The following is a 19,632-nucleotide window of genomic DNA, read 5'->3' on the forward strand; positions in this document are numbered from 1 at the left end:
CCCTACCGCAAAAAGGAAAGCACTCATGACCATCAAAGCCATCAACGTACGCAACCAGTTCAAAGGCACCGTCAAGGAAATCCTCGAAGGGCCGGTGCTGTCGGAAATCGACGTGCAGACCGCCTCCGGCGTCGTCACTTCCGTCATCACCACCCGCTCGGTGAAAGAGCTGGAGCTGGTGATTGGCAGCGAAGTGATCGCCTTCGTTAAATCCACCGAGGTATCGATCGCCAAGCTGTAACGGCGACCTGGTGTTTGCAAAGCCCCGAACGGCCTGGCCCTTCGGGGCTTTTTTTATCGATGATTTTTGGTAACAATTTTATCACGCGTGAGATATTGCGAGCTGCTGTAGAAGGTGTATTGTTATCACATGTGAGACGGAAACTAACCTATGGCAGGCAAGGCAAGCGTAGACAAACCCGGCGTTAAAAAGCCGCCCGCGGAGAAAAAGTCTTCAAGCTTTTATATGAAGAAAATGCGCTCCGGGCTGGCCGATGCCGGTTATGTAAAGCATGAAGCCTGGGTGCTCCCGGAAAACCGCGGGATGCTCAAGCTAGTCGAAAAACAGCTACGCCAGCCTGTTATGGCCGGCTCTTTCAACCTGGAGGAACACATGACCACCACCGAGACATGGACCATCGAGCGTCTGTTCGGCGCCTTGCAGGCGCTGGAGCAAGTGGCGTCCAAGGAAATCGGCCTGACGCTGATCCAGGGCTCCGAGCAGAGCATCAAGCTGGAAATGAACGAGTACGGCGGCCTGCCGATTTACATCGCGGTGGTGGGCGAGCAGATCATCGTCGACACCGTTCTGGTGGACGTCGAGTCGATCAAGGATGTGCCGAGCTTCAACGATGCGGTGCTGCGCAGCCGCGAGCTGTTCCCGCTGTCCTCGATCGGTATCGAAGTGATGCCCAACGACCAGACCGTCTACAACATGTTCGGTGCGTTGAGCGCCAATTCCAGCCTGACCAACGTGGTGACCGAAGTGCACACCCTGGTCGACAACGTTCAACGCGCCACCGAAGCCTTCGAAAGCTTCTTTCACTAATTGCCAAGGAGTAACGACATGAGTACCCAATCTATCTGGAGCAAGTTGTTCACGGCGTTGCGCGGCGGCGCCACTGAAGTGGGCGAGTCCATCGTCGACCAGCAGGCCCTGCGTATCCTGGACCAGGAAATCCGTGACGCCGACACCGCGCTGGCCAATGCCAAGCGTGAACTGGTCAGCATCATGGCCAAGCACAAGTTGGCCAGCGACCGCGTGGCGCAATATGACGCCCGCATCAACGACCTGGAAGCCAAGGCCGTGGCGGCGATGAAAGCCGAGCGCAACGATCTGGCCACAGAGGTCGCGCAAGTGATCGCCGTGCAGGTCAACGAGCGCGAGCTGGAAGCCAAGCAGGTGACCGAGTTCGGCGGCTACGTCGAAAAAATGCGCAAGGACATCTCCAAGGCCGAAGCGCGAATCAAAAGCCTGCGCCAGCAAGTGGACGTGGCCAAGGCCCGCGAAAGCGTGCAAAAGGCCCAGGTCAGCGCGTCCATCGCCAGCGGCGGGGCCAATGGCAAGTTGGAAACCGCGGTCGGCACCTTGAGCCGTTTGCAGGCCAAGCAAGAGCAGCGCGCGGCAGAGTTCGAGGCCCAGGACCAACTGGCCGAAACATCGAATGGCAATGACCTTGAGCGCAAGCTGAAGGAGGCGGGCATCGTGCCGGACGAAGGGAGCGCGAACGCGATCCTGGAGCGGTTGCGCAAGAAGTCCGCTGAATAATATCGCGGCGTTCTTTTCGCGGATAAATCCGCTCCTACGGGCAAACACCGTGTAGGAGCGGATTTATCCGCGAACCTGCCAACAAGGGGCCCTGAATTGATCGCAGCAAAGGATTTCAAGGCCGTGCTCTGGCTCGCCGGCGTGATGTGCGTGGTGCAGGTGCTCAACTTCATGAGCGGCTATTCCCTGACCAGCTTCGGCCTGCAGCCGCGAACACTTCACGGTTTGCTCGGCATCGTCGCCGCGCCTTTCGTGCACGGCTCGTTTTTGCACCTGATCGGTAACCTGGTGCCTTTCGTGGTGCTGGGCGCCTTGGTGGCCCGTGACGGGTTCAAGCGGTTTGCCAGTGCCAGCGCCTTGATCATTTTGATCGGCGGCCTGCTGGTGTGGCTGTTTGGCCGCGGTTATTACCACGTCGGCGCCAGCGGCTGGGTGTTCGGCCTGTGGGTGTACGTGCTCGCGCGAGCCTGGTACCAGCACAGCTGGGCGAACCTGTTGTGTGCGCTGGCGGCCTTGTTGCTATACGGTGGGTTGATCTACGGTTTCCTGCCAAGATACGGTGTTTCGTTCGAGTCCCACATCGCCGGTGCGGTGGCGGGGTTCATTGCCGCACGGATGCTATTGGCTCGAGAAGGAGTTTAAATGATGGGTTGGTTCAAGCAGTTCATGGGCCTGGAGGCACCAGCCGCCAAGCCCCAAGCTCCGGTGGAAGGCCCGTTGGGCCTGGCTTCGGGGCGTTCGGTGTCGTTCGACAGCTCGCTCAAGCTGCTGCTCGACGATCACTCCCGGGTGATCATCCCCGGCAGCCAGCAGGTGTTCAGCGTCGGCACGGTCGACCTGGGGCAATCGCAATGGCTGACCCGCTACTACTTCGATGACGAAGACTACTGGCTGCAAGTGCTCACCAGTGGCGAGCAGGACGGCCAGGTCGAGTCCGTCATCCTGTTCAACTACCTGCGCTACGCCACCATCACCAGCGATGCCGAGTTGCAGCGCCTGGCCGGGCCCAACAGTGACATCGGCCTGCCGCGCTATAACCTGGACGGCGTGGAGTTCGTGCGCGAGTGGGGCACCGAGGCCGGGCAGACCGAATTGGCGCAGCTCAGCGAGCGCGTGGTCAACCCCAACGAGTCTTACCTGGTGCAGCATCGCGCCATGCTCTACGCCCGGGATACGGGGCTTACCGACCGCCGCGAATTCTTGTTGTTCTCGGTTGAAGAAGACCAGGAAGGCACCGTCAGCCTCAGCGCATCGCTGGGGATTTCGCTGGTTTCCACCGACCTGCACATCATCTGATCATAGGGACATGCCATGCTCGAAGCGCTCTCTGTTTCGCTGAACCTCACCGCCGTGCTCGGCTTTGTTATCTACCTGCTGGGCGCGGCGATCTTCCTGGGCGTGTTCCAGTTCATCTACACGCGCATGACGCCGCACAAGGAGTTCGAGCTGATCCGCGAGAACAACATCGCGGCAGCCATTGCCCTTGGCGGCGCGGTGGTGGGTTTCGCCATCCCGGCCAGCAACGTGATCACTTACTCGGTGAGCCTGCTGGACTTCGTGATCTGGGCGGCGATCGCGGGCGTTGTGCAGTTGCTCGGCTTTTTCGTCACCAGCCTGGTGCTCAAGGGTGTTTCGGCCCGTATCGCCCGCGGCGAAATCGCCACCGGTATTTACGTCGCAGCCGTGGCCATCAGCATCGGCATGCTCAACGCCGCTTGCATGACGCCCAACACCAACTGATCACCTAGGGGAGCCACGGATGAAACGAAGCAAGTACGTTCAACTGTCGCTGGCCGCCTCGGTGGCCATGGCGGTGGCCGGCTGCGGTGCACCGGAAAAAAGCTACTCGGTGAAGCAGCAGTTCAACTTCCAGTCGGTGCAGCAGTGCGTCGACCAGAAGTTTCCGGTCGATGTGTGTTCCGACGCCTACATCTCGGCCATGGCCGAGCACCGTCGCCTGGCGCCGGTCTATGACAATCAGGCCGACTGCGACGCAGACTTTGTCGCTAACTACTGCCAGCAGGACTCCAACGGCAAGTTCATCCCGCAACTGGGCGGTTTCCAGTTGGCGGCCGATGGCGAAGTCAGCCAGAGCCAGCTCGACGCGGCCAAGGCCCAGGCCGCCAGCAGCGGCGGTGGTTCGGGTGGCATGAATTTCAACGGCATCCTCACCGGTTTGTTGATCGGCAATATGCTGAGCAACAACAGTGGCCGCTACTACTCGGAGCCGGTGTACCGCTACCGCGATTCGCGCGGCGACTATGCGTCGTCCACGCTCGGCCAACGGGTGAACTCGGGGTCGACCTTCTCGCGTTCGCAGCAGGCGCAAACCAGCGGCTCGAGCTACACCTCGTCGCTGAACAAGCCAGTCTCGGTGGCCGGCAGCACCTCGCGCGGCGGTTTTGGCAGCAAGGCCACGGCGCGCAGTGGCTGGGGCGGCTCGTCGCGCAGCAGCGGCAGCTTCGGCGGGTGAGTGCGTGAAAAAAATCGCGATTGCCGAACGTGCCGATTGGAAGCAGACCGCCGAAGGCTTGGGGTTTTTGTTCCATACCATCGACGGCGAACCTTACTGGGATGAGAGCGCCTACTACCAGTTCAGCCTCGCGCAAATCGAGCGCGACCTGGAGGACCCGACCACCGAGATCCATGAGATGTGCATGGACCTGGTGGACCGCGTGGTGCGCAGTGAAGAGCTGCTTGATCGCCTAAGCATCCCAGCCGGCTACTACGACCTGATCCGCACCTCGTGGTTGGAAGGGCACCCGCACCTATATGGGCGCATGGACTTCTCCTACGGCGGCAGCGGCCCGGCCAAGCTGCTGGAGCTGAACTACGACACGCCCACCAGCCTGTACGAGGCGGCGGCGTTCCAGTGGGGCTGGCTGGAGCAGTGCATCGAACGCGGCATGATCCCGGCGCGTGCCGACCAGTTCAACAGCATCGACACGCGCCTGCACGAGGCATTGGCCGCGCTGCAGATCAAAAAACCGTTCTACTTCGCCTCGATCAAGGGCTCGGTGGAAGACAAGGCGACCACCGACTACCTGCGCCTGATTGCCGGCAAGGTCGGCATCGAGTCGCGCCATATCGACGTGGAAGACATCGGCCTGCTGGATGGCCGCTTCGTCGACCTGGAAAACCGCTGGATCCCCCACTTGTTCAAGCTGCACGCCTGGGAGTTCATCTTCCACGAGGAGTTTGGCCAAGCCGTGGCGGCGGCCGATACGCAGTTCTTCGAGCCGCCGTGGAAAGCCGTGCTGTCGAACAAGGGTATTTTGCCGCTGCTGTGGGAGCAGCACAAAGGCCATCCGAACCTGCTGGCCGCGCACCTGGATACCGATGTGAGCAAGCCGGTGCCGAAGGGTTGGGTGCGCAAGCCGTTTTTCTCTCGCGAGGGGGCGAACATTGAGCTGCGCACGGCCGACGACCAAGTGGTGCGAGAGGAGGGGCCGTATGACGACGCGCCGTTTATTTTGCAGGAGTTCGCCGCGCTGCCGCGCTTTGGCGACAGCTACACGCTGGTGGGCTCGTGGGTGATTGGCGATCAGGCGGCGGGCATCGGAATTCGCGAGGACAATAGCTTGATCACCAAGGATACGAGCCGTTTCCTTCCACATCTGATCCTGGACTGAAACGCCGCCGCCCCCTTCGCGGATGAATCCGCTCCTACAGGAGTGCGCGGGCCGTTTAACGTTTGGGCAGGTAGGGCGGCAGGTAAAGCCCCAGGTAAGCATCAAACACCCGCATCCCTTCCTCTGCCATGCGCGGGGTGATCTGGTCATGCAGTTGTACTGAGCGCGCATACACCCGGTCGCCCAGTTCCATCGCCAAGGCAAACACGTCCACATCACTCGGCATGGCCGGCAACTGGAAATGCCGGTCAAACAGCTGCTGCATCAACGCGCCCAGCTCCAGGTCGTGCTGGCGGTCGGCCTGGGTCACTTCGCTCAGGCCGTGCTGCGCCAATATCAACTGCCGCGCGGCGGCGTCTTCGCCGTAAATCACCAGCATGCGCTGTTCCACCAGCCGCGACAGGTCGTGCCAGCTGCGCAGCGCCTCGTGGTCAATGGGTGCTTCCAGGCAGGCACGAAAGGCGGCGTGCACGTCAGCGGTCAGGGCTTCGAGCAGGGCCGGCACGCTGGCGAAAAAGTGATACACCGACGAGGGCGGGATTTCGGCGCGCTCGGCCACGCTGTAGATCGACAGGCTCGCCACCCCTTCGCTGGCTAGCAATACCCGCGCGGCATCCAGGATCGAATCGATTCTTGCCTGGCTGCGGGCGCGAGGTTTGCGGGGGGTGGCGACGCGTGTCATGGGGTTCTCCGTAGGTCGGGCCGATGGATTGTACGTGAGGGGCCGGCCATTTATGAACAACTTGCGACCGTATCTCTACGTGCAATGCGCCGGCGTGCTCAGCGCAGCGTTTTAAGTGTCAGGCGAAAGAACGCCGAATTTAAAGTGGCCGTTGGCCCAAGGCATTCTTGAACTGTTAAAGTTGGCACTCCAACTGCCTTGAATAATGCGCGTCTCAGGATTGATCATAACGTTGCACTGACCTGCCAGTGCGCGGTATTCCCGTATGCCGTCCTGATCGCCAACTTTTTCATAATGCTGGTAGTGAATACTAAGGGTGCCACTCGATACTTCAAATTGCCCGTCGACGATTTTATCGGGTAGCTGGGTGGGGATGAAAAATCGAAAGGCTTCTAGATTGTTCTCAATAAAGTCGCCGTTATTACTATAGAAAAACCAGCCAAAACCATCATGTAGGCAGATGTGGCGTGTGGCGAGATAGGTGCCTGCCGGGTTATGCCAGGTAAAGTGATGTGGTTTGACACCCTTCAAGGTGTGTTCGTATGATTCCAGCGGTTGCTGGTTTGAATCGGAGCTTGCAGGGGGCGCAGCGAACGTATCCATGTGTTGTTGTCCTTTGGTCAAGTTGAGAGTCCATATGAAATGGACGCTGCCAGACTAAGTCACTCGATGGGGGCGTTCTACTGTCAGAAATACCAGTTTTACTGGTTTTTTATAAGACGGGACTTTGAAGCCAACAAAAAAGCCGCCCATTTACAGGGCGGCTTTTTTAATGTCAAACGGTATGCAGGTACCAGTTGTACTCAAGGTCGGAGATGGAGTGTTCGAACTCCTCCAGCTCGCTCTCCTTGCAGGCCACGAAGATATCGATGTACTTGGGATCGATGTACTTGGCCATGATTTCGCTGTCGTCCAACTCGCGCAGGGCATCACGCAGGTTGTTGGGCAGGCTTTGCTCGTTTTGCTCGTAGGAGTTGCCTTCCACGGGCGCGCCGGGCTCGACCTTGTTGGTCAGGCCGTGATGCACGCCGGCCAACACCGAAGCCATCAGCAAGTACGGGTTGGCGTCGGCACCAGCCACGCGGTGTTCCAGGCGCACGGCATCCGGGGTGCCGGTGGGCACGCGCAGGGCCACGGTGCGGTTGTCCAGGCCCCAGCTCGGCGAGTTCGGCACGTAGAACTGTGCGCCAAAACGGCGGTACGAGTTGACGTTGGGACACAAGAACGCCATCGACGCGGGTAGGGTCTCGAGCACACCGCCGATTGCGTGACGCAATGCGGCGTTCTGCTCGGGATCCTCACTGGTGAAAATGTTCTTGCCGTCTTTGTCCAGGATCGAGATGTGCACGTGCAGCCCGTTGCCCGCCTGGCCTGGGTAAGGCTTGGCCATGAAGGTGGTGTCCATCTCATGGTCGTAGGCGATGTTTTTGATCAGGCGCTTGAGCAGCAGCGCGTAATCGCAAGCCTTCATCGGGTCGGCGACGTGGTGCAGGTTCACTTCGAACTGCGCCGGGGCACTTTCCTTGACGATGGCGTCGGCCGGGATGCCTTGCTCCTTCGCGCCTTCCAGGATGTCCTGCAGGCAGTCGACGTATTCGTCCAGGTCGTCGATCAGGTAAACCTGGGTCGACATCGGGCGTTTGCCGGAGATAGGCGAGCGCGGCGGCTGCGGGCGGCCGTTCACGTTCTCCTGGTCGATCAGGTAGAACTCGAGTTCGAAGGCCGCGCAAATGGTCAGGCCCAGGTCGTCGAACTTGCTCACCACCTGGCGCAGTACTTCACGCGGGTCGGCGAAGAACGGCTCGCCTTCGAGTTCGTGCATGGTCATCAACAGTTGCGCGGTAGGGCGCTTCTGCCAAGGCTCGTTGCACAGGGTGTCGGGGATTGGATAGCAGATGCGGTCGGCATCGCCGATGTCCAGGCCAAGGCCGGTGCTTTCCACCGTCGAGCCGTTGATATCCAGGGCGAAAAGGGAGGCAGGCAGGTTGATGCCTTTCTCGTAAACCTTATGGAGGCTGGTGCGTTCGATTCGTTTGCCACGAACGACACCGTTCATATCTGCAATCAGAAGGTCGACGTACAGAACCTCAGGATGTTCCTTAAGGAATGCGTTCGCTTCATTAAGCTGAACGGCACGCGGGGGTACCGACATGATGCAACACCTTTGTTGTTAAAAATTTCAATCAATGGGCTTTCGCTGTTTCAGTCAATCCGAAAGCATTGCTGAAGTCAAGCGAGGCCGGTTTTGCCCTGAAAAGGCGCCGTAAAGGCATTTTTGCTGCTTTTTAGGGCATTTATGTACGGTGTGAAGCCTGTGCAATACCGGGTTTGAGCGGGGCGTGTTCTATTTTTTACGCAGGTGTTGTGTAATAAAATGAACAACGCTAAGCTCGATTGGAACCCAAAACAGCAATAATACCGGGGGATGACATGCCACGCTTGCCGATAATCGGCTCGACCGCCTGCGCCGCGCGCGTCGGTCTGCCGACTGAACACATCATTGGCGACACGTATGCCAGGGTCGTGGCCACCGCCGCGCCAGGCATGCCAGTGGTCTTGCCAGCCTTGTCGGATGGGCTTGGTCCGACCGATATAATTAACGGGTCGGGCGGCCAACTCTTTAGCGATAGCCCCTTCGGTGCGCCCAGCACTGCTTTTGCCCTTCTACATGACCATACCACCTTATCGCCAATTCGTGCGGCTGTGCCGGCGTGTGCGCCTATGCTCGGTTATGCGCATCATCGTCACCATGGAACTCCAGCCACCCCCCGCGTCTGACCCCTGAAGGGCGGCGTGAAGACCCCCTGAGGTATTTATGAGCACCAACCTCGACCGGCTTACCGATTGGTTGAAAGAGCACAAGATCACCGAAGTGGAATGCATGATCGGTGACCTCACCGGCATCACGCGGGGCAAGATTTCACCGACCAACAAGTTCATCGCCGAGAAAGGCATGCGCTTGCCCGAAAGCGTTTTGTTGCAAACAGTTACCGGTGACTATGTAGAAGACGATATCTACTACGAACTGCTGGACCCGGCCGACATCGACATGATTTGCCGCCCCGACGAGCACGCGGTGTTCCTGGTGCCGTGGGCCATCGAGCCAACCGCCCAGGTGATCCACGACACCTACGACAAGCAGGGCAACCCGATCGAGCTGTCGCCGCGCAACGTGCTCAAGAAGGTACTCAAGCTCTATGCCGACCGCGGCTGGCAGCCGATCGTGGCGCCGGAGATGGAGTTCTACCTGACCAAGCGCTGCGAAGACCCCGATTTTCCCCTGCAGCCGCCGATTGGCCGCTCCGGGCGCCCGGAAACCGGCCGGCAGTCGTTCTCTATCGAAGCGGCCAACGAATTCGACCCGCTGTTCGAGGATGTCTATGACTGGTGCGAATTGCAGCACCTGGACCTGGACACGCTGATCCACGAAGACGGCACGGCGCAGATGGAGATCAATTTCCGTCACGGCAACGCGCTGCACCTGGCCGACCAGATCCTGGTGTTCAAGCGCACCATGCGCGAGGCCGCACTCAAGCACAACGTGGCCGCCACCTTCATGGCCAAGCCCATGACCGGCGAGCCTGGCAGCGCGATGCACCTGCACCAGAGCATCATCGATATCGAGACCGGCAAGAACATCTTCTCCAATGAAGACGGCAGCATGAGCCAGCTGTTCCTCAACCATGTCGGCGGCTTGCAGAAGTTCATCCCCGAGCTGCTGCCCCTGTTCGCACCCAACGTCAACTCGTTCCGCCGCTTCCTGCCTGATACCTCGGCGCCGGTGAACGTGGAGTGGGGCGAAGAGAACCGTACCGTAGGCCTGCGCGTACCGGACGCCGGGCCGCAGAACCGCCGCGTCGAAAACCGCCTGCCCGGCGCCGACGCCAACCCTTACCTGGCCATTGCCGCGAGCCTGTTGTGCGGCTACATCGGCATGGTCGAGGGCATCAACCCCAGCGCCCCCGTGCAAGGCCGTGGCTATGAGCGGCGCAACCTGCGCCTGCCGCTGACCATCGAAGATGCCTTGGAGCGCATGGAAAACTGCAAGACAGTCGAGAAGTACCTGGGCAAGAAATTCATCATCGGCTACGTCGCGGTCAAACGCGCCGAGCACGAGAACTTCAAACGCGTCATCAGCTCCTGGGAACGGGAGTTCCTGCTGTTCGCGGTCTGATTAACGAGGGGCTGCAGCCAGCCCCCTGGATAGGAGAGCGTCATGAGCGTCAAGAATTCGCAAACCCTGCAGTGGCAAGCCCTGAGCAACGAGCACCACCTGGCGCCGTTCAGCGACTACAAGCAGCTCAAGCAAAACGGCCCGCGCATCATCACCAAGGCCAAGGGCGTGCACCTGTGGGACAGCGAAGGCAACAAGATCCTCGACGGCATGGCCGGGCTCTGGTGCGTGGCCGTGGGCTATGGTCGCGATGAATTGGCTGACGTGGCCGCCAAGCAGATGCGCGAGCTGCCGTACTACAACCTGTTTTTCCAGACCGCCCACCCGCCGGCGCTGGAACTGGCCAAGGAAATCACCACCTTGGCGCCGGCCGGCATGAGCCACGTGTTCTTCACCGGCTCCGGCTCCGAAGGCAACGACACGGTGCTGCGCATGGTCCGCCACTACTGGGCGGTAAAGGGCCAGCCGCAAAAGAAAGTCATCATCAGCCGTATCAACGGTTACCACGGCTCCACCGTGGCCGGCGCCAGCCTGGGCGGCATGGTGGGCATGCACGAGCAGGGCGACCTGCCGATCCCTGGCATCGTCCACATCCCGCAACCGTACTGGTTCGGTGAAGGCGGCGAGATGAGCCCGGACGACTTCGGCGTGTGGGCGGCCGAACAGTTGGAGAAAAAGATTCTGGAAGTGGGCGAGGACAACGTTGCCGCTTTCATTGCCGAGCCGATCCAGGGCGCGGGCGGCGTGATTATCCCGCCCGATAGCTACTGGCCGAAGGTCAAGGAAATCCTGGCCAAGTACGACATTCTGTTCGTCGCCGACGAAGTGATTTGTGGCTTCGGCCGCACCGGCGAATGGTTCGGCAGCGATTATTACGACCTCAAGCCCGACCTGATGACCATCGCCAAGGGCCTGACCTCCGGTTACATCCCCATGGGCGGCGTGATCGTACGTGACGAAGTGGTCAAGGTGCTTAACGAGGGCGGCGATTTCAACCACGGCTTCACCTATTCCGGCCATCCGGTGGCGGCTGCGGTGGGCCTGGAAAACATCCGTATCCTGCGCGACGAAAAAATTATCGAGCGAGTGAAAGCAGAAACGGCACCGTATTTGCAGAAACGTCTGCGTGAGCTGAACGATCATCCGTTGGTGGGTGAAGTTCGCGGCCTGGGGCTGTTGGGCGCCATTGAACTGGTGAAAGACAAGGCCACGCGTACGCGTTACGAAGGGCGGGGCGTTGGCATGATTTGCCGGCAGTTCTGCTTCGACAATGGCCTGATCATGCGTGCCGTGGGCGACACTATGATCATCGCACCGTCGCTGGTGATCACTCATGAGGAGATCGATGAGCTGATCACCAAGGCGCGCAAATGCCTGGACCTGACGTTGCAGGCTTTGAACAGCTAAGTGCTAGGCTTCGTGGTCGCAGGGGGATGCACAGCCGGGTGTTCTTTTAATTGAAAGAGCACCTTGGACCTTGCCAGACTAGGGGCGGTTCGTGTGGTTACAAGCGATGTGCCAGCTACTGAACGATGGAATCAAAAAAAAATTGGAGCATTACGCATGAAGCTATTTGGCAAGACCCTCCTCGCCATGTCCCTGATGGGTGTGATGGCCGGTGTTGTTCACGCAGACGACAAAGTGCTGCACGTCTACAACTGGTCCGATTACATCGCGCCAGACACTATCAAGGATTTCGAGAAGGAATCGGGGATCAAGGTCGTCTATGACGTCTTTGACAGCAACGAAACCCTGGAAGCCAAATTGCTCGCCGGCAAGTCGGGCTATGACATCGTGGTGCCGTCCAACAACTTCCTGGCCAAGCAGATCAAGGCCGGCGTTTACCTGGAGCTGGACAAGTCCAAGCTGAGCAACTACGGCAACCTGAACAAAGACCTGCTCAAGGCTGTGTCGATCAGCGACCCGAACAATGCGCACGCTTTCCCCTACATGTGGGGCACCATCGGTATCGGCTACAACCCAGAGAAGGTCAAGGCCGCCCTGGGCGCCGATGCACCGGTCAACTCGTGGGACCTGGTATTCAAGCCGGAAAACGCTGCCAAGCTGAAAGGCTGTGGCATCAGCTTCCTCGACTCGCCAACCGAGATGATCCCGGCCGCGCTGCATTACCTGGGCTACCCCACCGATTCGCAAGACAAGAAGCAATTGGCCGAAGCCCAGGCGTTGTTCCTGAAAGTGCGTCCTTCGATCGCCTACTTCCACTCCTCCAAGTACATCTCGGACCTTGCCAACGGCAACATCTGTGTGGCCGTGGGTTACTCGGGTGACATCCACCAAGCCGCTGCCCGCGCCAAGGAAGCCGGTGACAAGGTGCACGTCAGCTACAGCATTCCGAAAGAAGGTGCTGGCAGCTTCTACGACATGGTCGCCATCCCTAAAGATGCCGAAAACGTCGAAGGCGCCTACAAGTTCATGAACTTCCTGCTGCAGCCAAAAGTGATGGCCGACATCACCGACGCCGTGGGCTTCCCGAACGGCAACGAAGCTTCGACGCCGCTCGTGAACAAGGACATCACCAGCGACCCAGGCGTGTACCCGCCCAAAGACGTGCTGGCCAAGCTGTACGCGATCGCCGACTTGCCGGCCGCGACCCAGCGCATCCTGACCCGCAGCTGGACCACCATCAAATCGGGCAAATAACGCCTGGTTAAGGTTTGGAGGGCTGTTCGAACAGCCCTCCAACCCGCTGATTTTGAAATTCTTTTTGCCGGATGAGTGTATCGAAGGTAAGTTGCGCGCCGGTTTAGTCATCCGGTAGCCAACCGGGCCGTCCGACACGGGCACTACGAGAGGACCTCCCACTTGTCACATTCTTTTTTTCGCAAGGCCATGCTGGCGGGTGCAAGTCTGACACTGGCGCTGAGCGTCCAGGCAGCACCCACCGTGCATATTTATAATTGGTCTGACTACATCGGCGCGACCACGCTGAATGATTTCGAAAAAGCCACCGGCATCAAGCCGGTGTATGACGTGTTCGACTCCAACGAAACCCTGGAAGGCAAGTTGCTGGCCGGCCACACCGGCTATGACGTGGTGGTGCCGTCCAACCACTTCCTGGGCAAGCAGATCAAGGCCGGGGCCTTCCAGAAGCTCGATCGTTCGCAGTTGCCCAACTTCGTCAACCTGGACCCGGCCCTGCTCAAGCGCCTGGAAAAGAATGACCCGGGCAACCAGTACGCCGTGCCGTACCTGTGGGGTACCAACGGCATCGGCTACAACCCAGAGAAGGTCAAGGCAGCGCTGGGTGTCGACACGATCGATTCCTGGGCCGTGCTGTTCGAACCCGAGAACATGAAAAAGCTCAGCAAGTGCGGTGTCGCCTTTCTCGACTCGCCCGATGAGATGTTGCCAGCGGTGCTGAACTACATGGGCCTGAGCCCCAACAGCCAGAACCCCGAGGATTACAAGAAGGCCGAGGCCAAGTTGCTCAAGGTTCGCCCTTACATCACCTATTTCCACTCATCCAAATACATCACCGACCTTGCCAACGGCGACATCTGCGTGGCCGCGGGCTTCTCCGGCGATGTGTTCCAGGCGCGCTCGCGCGCTGAAGAGGCCGGCAAGGGCGTGGAGGTGGCTTACGCCATCCCCAAGGAGGGCGGCAACCTGTGGTTCGACATGCTGGCGATCCCCTCGGATGCACCGAACGTCAAGCAAGCGCACGCCTTCATCAACTATTTGCTGAAACCTGAAGTGATTGCGCAGGTCAGTGATTCAGTCGGCTATGCCAACCCCAACCCAAAGGCTGGCGCCCTGATGGACCAGAAAGTACGCACCGACGAAGCGGTGTACCCGCCGCAGGCGGTGCTGGACAAGCTATACGTGAATGCCGAGTTGCCACCCAAGGTGCAACGTTTGATGACCCGTAGCTGGACGAAAATCAAGTCGGGCAAATAAATATCCACGGCTTGCCCATACGGGGCGAGCTAAACATTTCAGTGGGGAGTTTCGTTAATGGCAGTTGCCTCCGGTGCCTATAAGAAAGCCCTCGAGGGCGACCAGCAACCTAAACAGGTGCTGGTCAAAATCGACCGGGTCACGAAGAAGTTCGACGAGACGATTGCCGTGGACGACGTGTCCCTGCAAATCAACAAGGGCGAGATCTTTGCCCTGCTCGGCGGCTCCGGCTCGGGTAAATCCACCTTGCTGCGCATGCTGGCCGGTTTCGAGCGGCCGACCGAAGGGCGCATCTTCCTCGATGGCGTGGACATCACCGACATGCCGCCCTACGAGCGGCCGATCAACATGATGTTCCAGAGTTACGCGCTGTTCCCGCACATGACCGTTGCGCAGAACATCGCCTTCGGCCTGCAGCAGGACAAGATACCGAAAGCGGAAGTGGACGCGCGCGTGGCCGAAATGCTCAAGCTGGTACAGATGAGCCAATACGCCAAGCGCAAGCCGCACCAGTTGTCTGGTGGCCAGCGCCAGCGCGTGGCGTTGGCCCGTTCGCTGGCCAAGCGGCCGAAACTGTTGCTGCTCGACGAACCAATGGGTGCCCTGGACAAGAAGCTGCGCTCGCAGATGCAGCTTGAGCTGGTGGAAATCATCGAGCGCGTGGGGGTTACCTGCGTGATGGTGACTCACGACCAGGAAGAGGCCATGACCATGGCCCAGCGCATCGCGATCATGCACCTGGGCTGGATCGCCCAGATCGGCAGCCCGATCGACATCTACGAAACCCCGACCAGCCGCCTGGTCTGCGAATTCATCGGCAACGTCAACCTGTTCGATGGCCGCGTGGTGGATGACGCCGAAGGCCACGCGCTGATCGAGAGCCCGGAGTTGGAGCGCAACATCTACGTGGGCCATGGGGTCAGCACGTCGGTGGAAGACAAGTCGGTGACTTACGCCATCCGCCCGGAAAAACTGCTGGTGACCACCGAGCAGCCGAGCGGCGAATACAACTGGTCGCGTGGCAAGGTGCATGACATCGCCTACCTGGGCGGCCATTCGGTGTTCTACGTGGAACTGCCCTGCGGCAAGCTGGTGCAGTCGTTCGTGGCCAACGCCGAGCGCCGTGGCGCACGCCCTACCTGGGACGACCAGGTGTACGTGTGGTGGGAAGACGACAGCGGCGTGGTACTTCGCTCATGAACATGCGCAAGCTCAAGCGAGCCATCAACCGAATAACCCCCGGGGGGCGCCAGGCAGTGATCGGCGTGCCGTTCCTGTGGCTGTTCCTGTTTTTCCTGCTGCCGTTCTTCATCGTGCTGAAGATCAGCTTCGCCGAAGCCGACGTGGCGATCCCGCCGTATACCGAGATCGCCAGCTTCGTTGACCAGAAACTGCAGGTGCTTCTGAACCTGGGCAACTACGCGATGCTCGGTGACGACGAGCTGTACATCTCGGCCTACCTGGGTTCGCTGAAGATGGCATTCTTCAGCACCTTGCTGTGCCTGGGCATCGGTTACCCGATGGCCTACGCCATTGCCCGGGCCAAGAAGGAAGTGCAGACCGTATTGCTGCTGTTGATCATGATGCCAACCTGGACCGCGATCCTGATCCGCGTATACGCCTGGATGAGCATCCTGGGCAACGGCGAGAACGGCTTGCTGAACTCGTTTCTGCTGTCGATCGGGGTGATCAGCGAGCCGCTGCACATCCTCAACACCAACATCGCGGTGTACATCGGCGTGGTCTATTCGTACCTGCCGTTCATGATTCTGCCGCTGTTCGCCAACCTGGTTAAGCACGACCAAAGCCTGCTGGAAGCTGCGTCCGACCTGGGTTCGAGCACCTTCAACAGTTTCTGGAAGATCACCGTGCCGCTGTCCAAGAACGGCATTATCGCCGGCTGCATGCTGGTGTTCATCCCGGTGGTGGGCGAGTTCGTGATTCCTGAGCTGCTGGGTGGCCCGGAAACCCTGATGATTGGCCGCGTGTTGTGGCAAGAGTTCTTCAACAACCGCGACTGGCCGGTGGCTTCTGCACTTGCAGTGGTGATGCTGGCGATCCTGATCGTGCCGATCCTGCTGTTCAACCGCAGCCAGGCCAAAGAGATGGAGGGCAAGGCATGAAGCGTTTTGGTTTCTCCAGCGTAATGCTGGTGCTGGGCTTGCTGTTCATCTACTTGCCCATGCTGATTCTGGTGATCTACTCGTTCAACGACTCCAAGCTGGTGACGGTGTGGGGCGGCTGGTCGGTGCGCTGGTACGTGGGCCTGCTGGACAACACCCAGTTGATTGGCTCGGTGTTCCGCTCGCTGGAAATCGCCTGCTACACGGCCATCGCCGCTGTGATCCTTGGCACCCTGGCCGCGTTCGTGCTGACCCGGGTGGCCCACTTCAAGGGCCGCACGCTGTTTGGTGGCCTGGTCACCGCGCCGTTGGTGATGCCCGAGGTGATCACCGGTCTGTCGCTGTTGCTGCTGTTCGTGGCCATGGCGCAGATGATCGGCTGGCCCCAGGAACGAGGCATCGTCACCATCTGGATTGCCCACACCACGTTCTGCGCAGCCTATGTAGCGGTAGTGGTGTCGGCACGCTTGCGCGAGCTGGACCTGTCCATCGAAGAGGCGGCCATGGACCTGGGCGCACGGCCGATGAAGGTGTTCTTCCTGATCACCATCCCGATGATCGCGCCGTCGCTGGCGGCGGGTGCGATGATGTCGTTTGCCCTGTCGCTGGATGACCTGGTGTTGGCCAGCTTCGTGTCGGGGCCGGGTTCCACCACGCTGCCGATGGAAGTGTTCTCCGCCGTGCGCTTGGGCGTGAAACCGGAAATCAACGCCGTGGCGAGTTTGATCCTGCTGACCGTGTCGATCTTCACCTTCCTGATCTGGTTCTTCAGCCGCCGTGCCGAAGAGCGTCGTCGCAAGGCGATCCAGCTGGCGATCGAGGAAAGTGCTGCCGACTCGTGGAAGCAACCGGACGCGCGTCGCGCTCCGGCGCCGGTTTCGGTGTAAGCCTTTTCGCGGATAAACCCGCTCCTGCAGGAGCGGATTTATCCGCGGACGCGTCAGCGCGATACGGGCGTCAATACCAACGTGCTGACCGCCTCCACCCCCTCGCCAATCAACGCCCGCTGGTACTCCCCCGCCACATAGGCCTTGGCCTGATCATCAAAATGCCGATCAAACGGTACGCCGCTTTGCCCTACCGGGTTGATTGTCAGCGCATGCGCCACGTCGGCAAAATCCACCAACCGTCGGGTCGACGGCCCATAGCTGGCTGGCCAAGGCGCAGGCCCCAGGCGTGCGGAGATGTTGTTCGGCACCTCATGGCCACCGGGCGCGGCGAAGGGGCCAACGTTGAAGATCTTGTCCAGCGGCTTTTGCATGCCCAGCGGGTGGCCGTGGGTCAGGGTGTGCGCCTTGCCCCATTGCCAGTTGGCCGGGTCGTTGCCCAGCACGGCCTTGAGGTGATCGATGCTGGTTCGCCACGCCAGTTTCACGGTGTCGGCGCGGCTTTCGTGGGTTTGGGTGACGTGGTCGTCCCACCAGGGTGAGTTGGCGTCGGCGGCCAGGCGCGGCAGGGCTGCGTCCAGGGCGCGGGTCGAGAGCAGGGCGTCGAACAAGTCGTCGCCCAATTCGTCATGCATGGCCGCGTAGGTCAGGTCGTAGAGGAACTCGCTGAAGATCGTCGCGTTGCGCGAGCCCAGCGGGTAGTCACCTTGCCATTGCGCCAATTGCTCGACCAGGGCTTTTTCGGCCGGGTCACTGACCACTTCGCGCAATACCGGGATCAGCGGTGCCAGGGTGCGCTGGCCGTAGCCGGTGGTGGTGCCCAGTTGCAGCGCCTGGCTGTTCTGGGTGTCCCACTTGACGCCCGGGTCGTTCAGTTGCTTGAACAACTGCTGGCCGCGGTCGGCCAGGTTGTAATAACCGGGGATGGCCATGCCGGTAGGCGACTGTGGCTGGAAGTTGGCCGAGACGATAAAGCCGCGTGCCGGGTTCTCTTCCTGGGGGTTGGCGCTGAAGGGGTAGAAGCCGTTCTTGTCGGCATCAGGCGTACTGCCGTCGAGAATGAAGGCAGGGTTCACCCCTTGTGGGCGCACTGGCAGTTGGGCTGCTGCCCACCAGCCGATGTCCCCGGCGGCATTGGCCCAGACCAGGTTGAGGCCCGGTGACTGGATTTTCTCGGCGGCGCTGCGCATCTTCGCCAGGGTGTCGGCGCGGTTTACCTCGTAGAAGCCCTGCAGGATCGGGTTCTCGGAGGCCAGGAACGACCACCACATGGCGATGGGGGTGGCCGGGGCGACTTTGCCCAAGGCATCGTTGATGATCGGGCCATGGGGCGACTGGCGCAGGGTGAGCTTGACCGGCTCGGCCTTTTTCACCGCGATGGTTTGCTCGGTCTTGAGTAGGTCTACCCACTGGCCGTGGTACCAGACCTGGTCGGGGTTGGCCGGGTTGACCTTCTCGGCAATCAAGTCCACGTCGTCGTTCTGGAACATGGTCAGGCTCCAGCCGAAATCCATGTTGTGGCCCAGCGAGGCGAACGGGTTGAGCGCCTGATGAAAGCCATACAGCTCGAAACCCGGCGCCGACAGTTCGGCCTCGTACCACACGGCTGGCACCGAATAGCGGATATGCGGGTCACCGGCCAGCAATGGCTTGCCGCTGCGGGTGCGGCTACCCGACACCACCCAGGCATTGCTGCCCTCGAACTGCGGCAGCCCGGCTTCCTCCAGCGCTTGCTGGCTGACCTTGGCCACCGCGCCCAGGCTCTTCCAGTCGGCATCGGCCAGGGGCAACACGCCCTGCGGGTGCCAGTCCAGGTCGAAGATTTTCAGATAGTCGGCGCCCAGCTTGTCGCGTATGAACGTCAGCGTTGGCTCGGAGCGAAACGCTGCGGCAAAGCTGTAGGCCATGTACCCGGCCACGCTGAAGGTGTCCTCGGCGGTGAACGGCCGCTTGGCAATGCCCAGCACGTCGAACTCCATGGGGGCAGGGTGGGAATCCTGAAACTGGTTGATGCCGTCCAGGTACGCTTGCAGGGCCTGCCAGGCAGGTGACTGCGGGTCTTGCCGGGCCACCAGCACTTTCGCCTGGTCACGGATGCGCAGGCTGCGGAACAGCTTGTCGGTGTCCACCAGCTTGGCGCCCAGCACTTCGGCCAACTCGCCGTTGGCCAGGCGGCGCATCAGCTCCATCTGGAACAGCCGGTCCTGGGCCTGCGCATAGCCCAGGGCGCGGTACATGTCGGTTTGGTTTTGCGCCTTGATATGCGGCACGCCACGGGCGTCGTAGCGGATGCTGACCGGTTGCTGCAAATGCTGCAGGGTCACTTCGCCGCTGCGTTGCGGCTGTTTGCTGTGCACGTACCAGGCGCCGCCGGCGGCGACCGCGGCGATGATCACGGCAAGGGCGGTAAGGGGGCGTTTCATCGAGACTCCTTGTTCTTGTTGTGAT

The 19,632-nt window shown here is 60.4% G+C and carries 19 protein-coding genes; 15 read left to right on the plus strand and 4 right to left on the minus strand.

The features are described from left to right. The first annotated feature begins 25 nt into the window (after positions 1 to 25). From L9B60_RS12720 to L9B60_RS12755, 8 genes are all read left to right on the plus strand, one after another. Positions 26 to 241 carry a TOBE domain-containing protein gene (locus tag L9B60_RS12720; protein ID WP_249679134.1) on the plus strand — a complete coding sequence of 72 codons (216 nt, stop codon included), beginning with the start codon at positions 26 to 28 and terminating at the stop codon, positions 239 to 241. A gap of 150 nt (positions 242 to 391) precedes the next feature. Then, the gene (locus L9B60_RS12725; protein WP_249679135.1) at positions 392 to 1,048 is read left to right on the plus strand and encodes a YjfI family protein; all 657 of its coding nucleotides are present in this window, start codon (positions 392 to 394) and stop codon (positions 1,046 to 1,048) included. Positions 1,049 to 1,066: 18 nt separating this feature from the next. Further along, on the plus strand, positions 1,067 to 1,768 hold the full coding sequence (locus tag L9B60_RS12730) for a PspA/IM30 family protein (RefSeq protein ID WP_249679136.1): 702 nt from the start codon (positions 1,067 to 1,069) through the stop codon (positions 1,766 to 1,768). 96 nt (positions 1,769 to 1,864) lie between these two features. Beyond that, positions 1,865 to 2,410 (plus strand): rhomboid family intramembrane serine protease, encoded by a 546-nt coding sequence (locus tag L9B60_RS12735; RefSeq protein WP_249679137.1) that lies wholly within the window; start codon positions 1,865 to 1,867, stop codon positions 2,408 to 2,410. A gap of 3 nt (positions 2,411 to 2,413) precedes the next feature. Beyond that, positions 2,414 to 3,064: a DUF2491 family protein gene (locus L9B60_RS12740; RefSeq protein ID WP_249679731.1), complete on the plus strand. Its 651-nt coding sequence runs from the start codon at positions 2,414 to 2,416 to the stop codon at positions 3,062 to 3,064. Between the two features lie 15 nt (positions 3,065 to 3,079). Continuing rightward, a complete protein-coding gene (locus L9B60_RS12745) occupies positions 3,080 to 3,508 on the plus strand; it encodes a DUF350 domain-containing protein (protein ID WP_249679138.1) in 429 nt (142 codons plus the stop codon). Between the two features lie 19 nt (positions 3,509 to 3,527). After that, positions 3,528 to 4,241 carry a DUF1190 domain-containing protein gene (locus L9B60_RS12750; protein WP_249679141.1) on the plus strand — a complete coding sequence of 238 codons (714 nt, stop codon included), beginning with the start codon at positions 3,528 to 3,530 and terminating at the stop codon, positions 4,239 to 4,241. A 4-nt stretch (positions 4,242 to 4,245) separates the two neighbouring features. Then, entirely contained in the window at positions 4,246 to 5,400 is a 1,155-nt protein-coding gene (locus tag L9B60_RS12755; RefSeq protein WP_249679143.1) for a glutathionylspermidine synthase family protein, read from the plus strand. Positions 5,401 to 5,455: 55 nt separating this feature from the next. On the opposite strand, the gene L9B60_RS12760 is transcribed toward L9B60_RS12755, so the two are convergent. The 3 genes from L9B60_RS12760 to L9B60_RS12770 all read right to left on the minus strand — a co-directional run bounded on the left by L9B60_RS12760 (position 5,456) and on the right by L9B60_RS12770 (position 8,234). After that, positions 5,456 to 6,082 (minus strand): TetR/AcrR family transcriptional regulator, encoded by a 627-nt coding sequence (locus L9B60_RS12760; RefSeq protein ID WP_249679144.1) that lies wholly within the window; start codon positions 6,080 to 6,082, stop codon positions 5,456 to 5,458. 111 nt (positions 6,083 to 6,193) lie between these two features. Further along, a complete protein-coding gene (locus L9B60_RS12765) occupies positions 6,194 to 6,685 on the minus strand; it encodes a hypothetical protein (protein ID WP_249679146.1) in 492 nt (163 codons plus the stop codon). Between the two features lie 172 nt (positions 6,686 to 6,857). Then, entirely contained in the window at positions 6,858 to 8,234 is a 1,377-nt protein-coding gene (locus L9B60_RS12770; protein WP_249679147.1) for a glutamine synthetase family protein, read from the minus strand. A 663-nt stretch (positions 8,235 to 8,897) separates the two neighbouring features. Between L9B60_RS12770 and L9B60_RS12775 the strand changes: the two genes are divergently transcribed. The 7 genes from L9B60_RS12775 to L9B60_RS12805 all read left to right on the plus strand — a co-directional run bounded on the left by L9B60_RS12775 (position 8,898) and on the right by L9B60_RS12805 (position 17,184). Next, positions 8,898 to 10,256 carry a glutamine synthetase family protein gene (locus L9B60_RS12775; protein WP_249679149.1) on the plus strand — a complete coding sequence of 453 codons (1,359 nt, stop codon included), beginning with the start codon at positions 8,898 to 8,900 and terminating at the stop codon, positions 10,254 to 10,256. 42 nt (positions 10,257 to 10,298) lie between these two features. Further along, positions 10,299 to 11,663 carry an aspartate aminotransferase family protein gene (locus L9B60_RS12780; RefSeq protein ID WP_249679151.1) on the plus strand — a complete coding sequence of 455 codons (1,365 nt, stop codon included), beginning with the start codon at positions 10,299 to 10,301 and terminating at the stop codon, positions 11,661 to 11,663. A 156-nt stretch (positions 11,664 to 11,819) separates the two neighbouring features. Next, positions 11,820 to 12,917: a polyamine ABC transporter substrate-binding protein gene (locus tag L9B60_RS12785; RefSeq protein WP_249679152.1), complete on the plus strand. Its 1,098-nt coding sequence runs from the start codon at positions 11,820 to 11,822 to the stop codon at positions 12,915 to 12,917. A 162-nt stretch (positions 12,918 to 13,079) separates the two neighbouring features. Further along, positions 13,080 to 14,174 (plus strand): polyamine ABC transporter substrate-binding protein, encoded by a 1,095-nt coding sequence (locus L9B60_RS12790; protein WP_283780612.1) that lies wholly within the window; start codon positions 13,080 to 13,082, stop codon positions 14,172 to 14,174. Positions 14,175 to 14,231: 57 nt separating this feature from the next. Continuing rightward, entirely contained in the window at positions 14,232 to 15,374 is a 1,143-nt protein-coding gene (gene potA / locus L9B60_RS12795) for a polyamine ABC transporter ATP-binding protein (protein WP_249679153.1), read from the plus strand. After that, entirely contained in the window at positions 15,371 to 16,297 is a 927-nt protein-coding gene (locus L9B60_RS12800) for an ABC transporter permease subunit (protein WP_249679154.1), read from the plus strand. The genes potA and L9B60_RS12800 overlap by 4 nt, the downstream gene beginning before the upstream one ends. Then, complete coding sequence (locus L9B60_RS12805; RefSeq protein ID WP_249679156.1) at positions 16,294 to 17,184, plus strand: ABC transporter permease subunit; 891 nt, start codon at positions 16,294 to 16,296, stop codon at positions 17,182 to 17,184. Before L9B60_RS12800 ends, L9B60_RS12805 begins: the two co-directional genes overlap by 4 nt. A 53-nt stretch (positions 17,185 to 17,237) precedes the next feature. Here the strand turns inward: L9B60_RS12805 and L9B60_RS12810 are convergent, their stop codons facing one another. After that, positions 17,238 to 19,607, minus strand: coding sequence for a penicillin acylase family protein (locus tag L9B60_RS12810; RefSeq protein WP_283780613.1), 2,370 nt, complete (start codon positions 19,605 to 19,607; stop codon positions 17,238 to 17,240). Between the last annotated feature and the right edge of the window lie 25 nt (positions 19,608 to 19,632).

This window comes from Pseudomonas abieticivorans (assembly GCF_023509015.1).
GTDB classification, from domain to species: domain Bacteria; phylum Pseudomonadota; class Gammaproteobacteria; order Pseudomonadales; family Pseudomonadaceae; genus Aquipseudomonas; species Aquipseudomonas abieticivorans.

What these genes read in the sequence shown, in the direction of transcription:
- L9B60_RS12720 (WP_249679134.1), top strand. Translation starts at nt 26, where the DNA reads ATGACCATCAAAGCCATCAACGTACGCAACCAGTTCAAAGGCACCGTC.
- L9B60_RS12725 (WP_249679135.1), top strand. Translation starts at nt 392, where the DNA reads ATGGCAGGCAAGGCAAGCGTAGACAAACCCGGCGTTAAAAAGCCGCCC.
- L9B60_RS12730 (WP_249679136.1), top strand. Translation starts at nt 1,067, where the DNA reads ATGAGTACCCAATCTATCTGGAGCAAGTTGTTCACGGCGTTGCGCGGC.
- L9B60_RS12740 (WP_249679731.1), top strand. Translation starts at nt 2,414, where the DNA reads ATGGGTTGGTTCAAGCAGTTCATGGGCCTGGAGGCACCAGCCGCCAAG.
- L9B60_RS12745 (WP_249679138.1), top strand. Translation starts at nt 3,080, where the DNA reads ATGCTCGAAGCGCTCTCTGTTTCGCTGAACCTCACCGCCGTGCTCGGC.
- L9B60_RS12750 (WP_249679141.1), top strand. Translation starts at nt 3,528, where the DNA reads ATGAAACGAAGCAAGTACGTTCAACTGTCGCTGGCCGCCTCGGTGGCC.
- L9B60_RS12760 (WP_249679144.1), bottom strand. Translation starts at nt 6,082, where the DNA reads ATGACACGCGTCGCCACCCCCCGCAAACCTCGCGCCCGCAGCCAGGCA.
- L9B60_RS12765 (WP_249679146.1), bottom strand. Translation starts at nt 6,685, where the DNA reads ATGGATACGTTCGCTGCGCCCCCTGCAAGCTCCGATTCAAACCAGCAA.
- L9B60_RS12770 (WP_249679147.1), bottom strand. Translation starts at nt 8,234, where the DNA reads ATGTCGGTACCCCCGCGTGCCGTTCAGCTTAATGAAGCGAACGCATTC.
- L9B60_RS12775 (WP_249679149.1), top strand. Translation starts at nt 8,898, where the DNA reads ATGAGCACCAACCTCGACCGGCTTACCGATTGGTTGAAAGAGCACAAG.
- L9B60_RS12780 (WP_249679151.1), top strand. Translation starts at nt 10,299, where the DNA reads ATGAGCGTCAAGAATTCGCAAACCCTGCAGTGGCAAGCCCTGAGCAAC.
- L9B60_RS12785 (WP_249679152.1), top strand. Translation starts at nt 11,820, where the DNA reads ATGAAGCTATTTGGCAAGACCCTCCTCGCCATGTCCCTGATGGGTGTG.
- potA (WP_249679153.1), top strand. Translation starts at nt 14,232, where the DNA reads ATGGCAGTTGCCTCCGGTGCCTATAAGAAAGCCCTCGAGGGCGACCAG.
- L9B60_RS12800 (WP_249679154.1), top strand. Translation starts at nt 15,371, where the DNA reads ATGAACATGCGCAAGCTCAAGCGAGCCATCAACCGAATAACCCCCGGG.
- L9B60_RS12805 (WP_249679156.1), top strand. Translation starts at nt 16,294, where the DNA reads ATGAAGCGTTTTGGTTTCTCCAGCGTAATGCTGGTGCTGGGCTTGCTG.
- L9B60_RS12810 (WP_283780613.1), bottom strand. Translation starts at nt 19,607, where the DNA reads ATGAAACGCCCCCTTACCGCCCTTGCCGTGATCATCGCCGCGGTCGCC.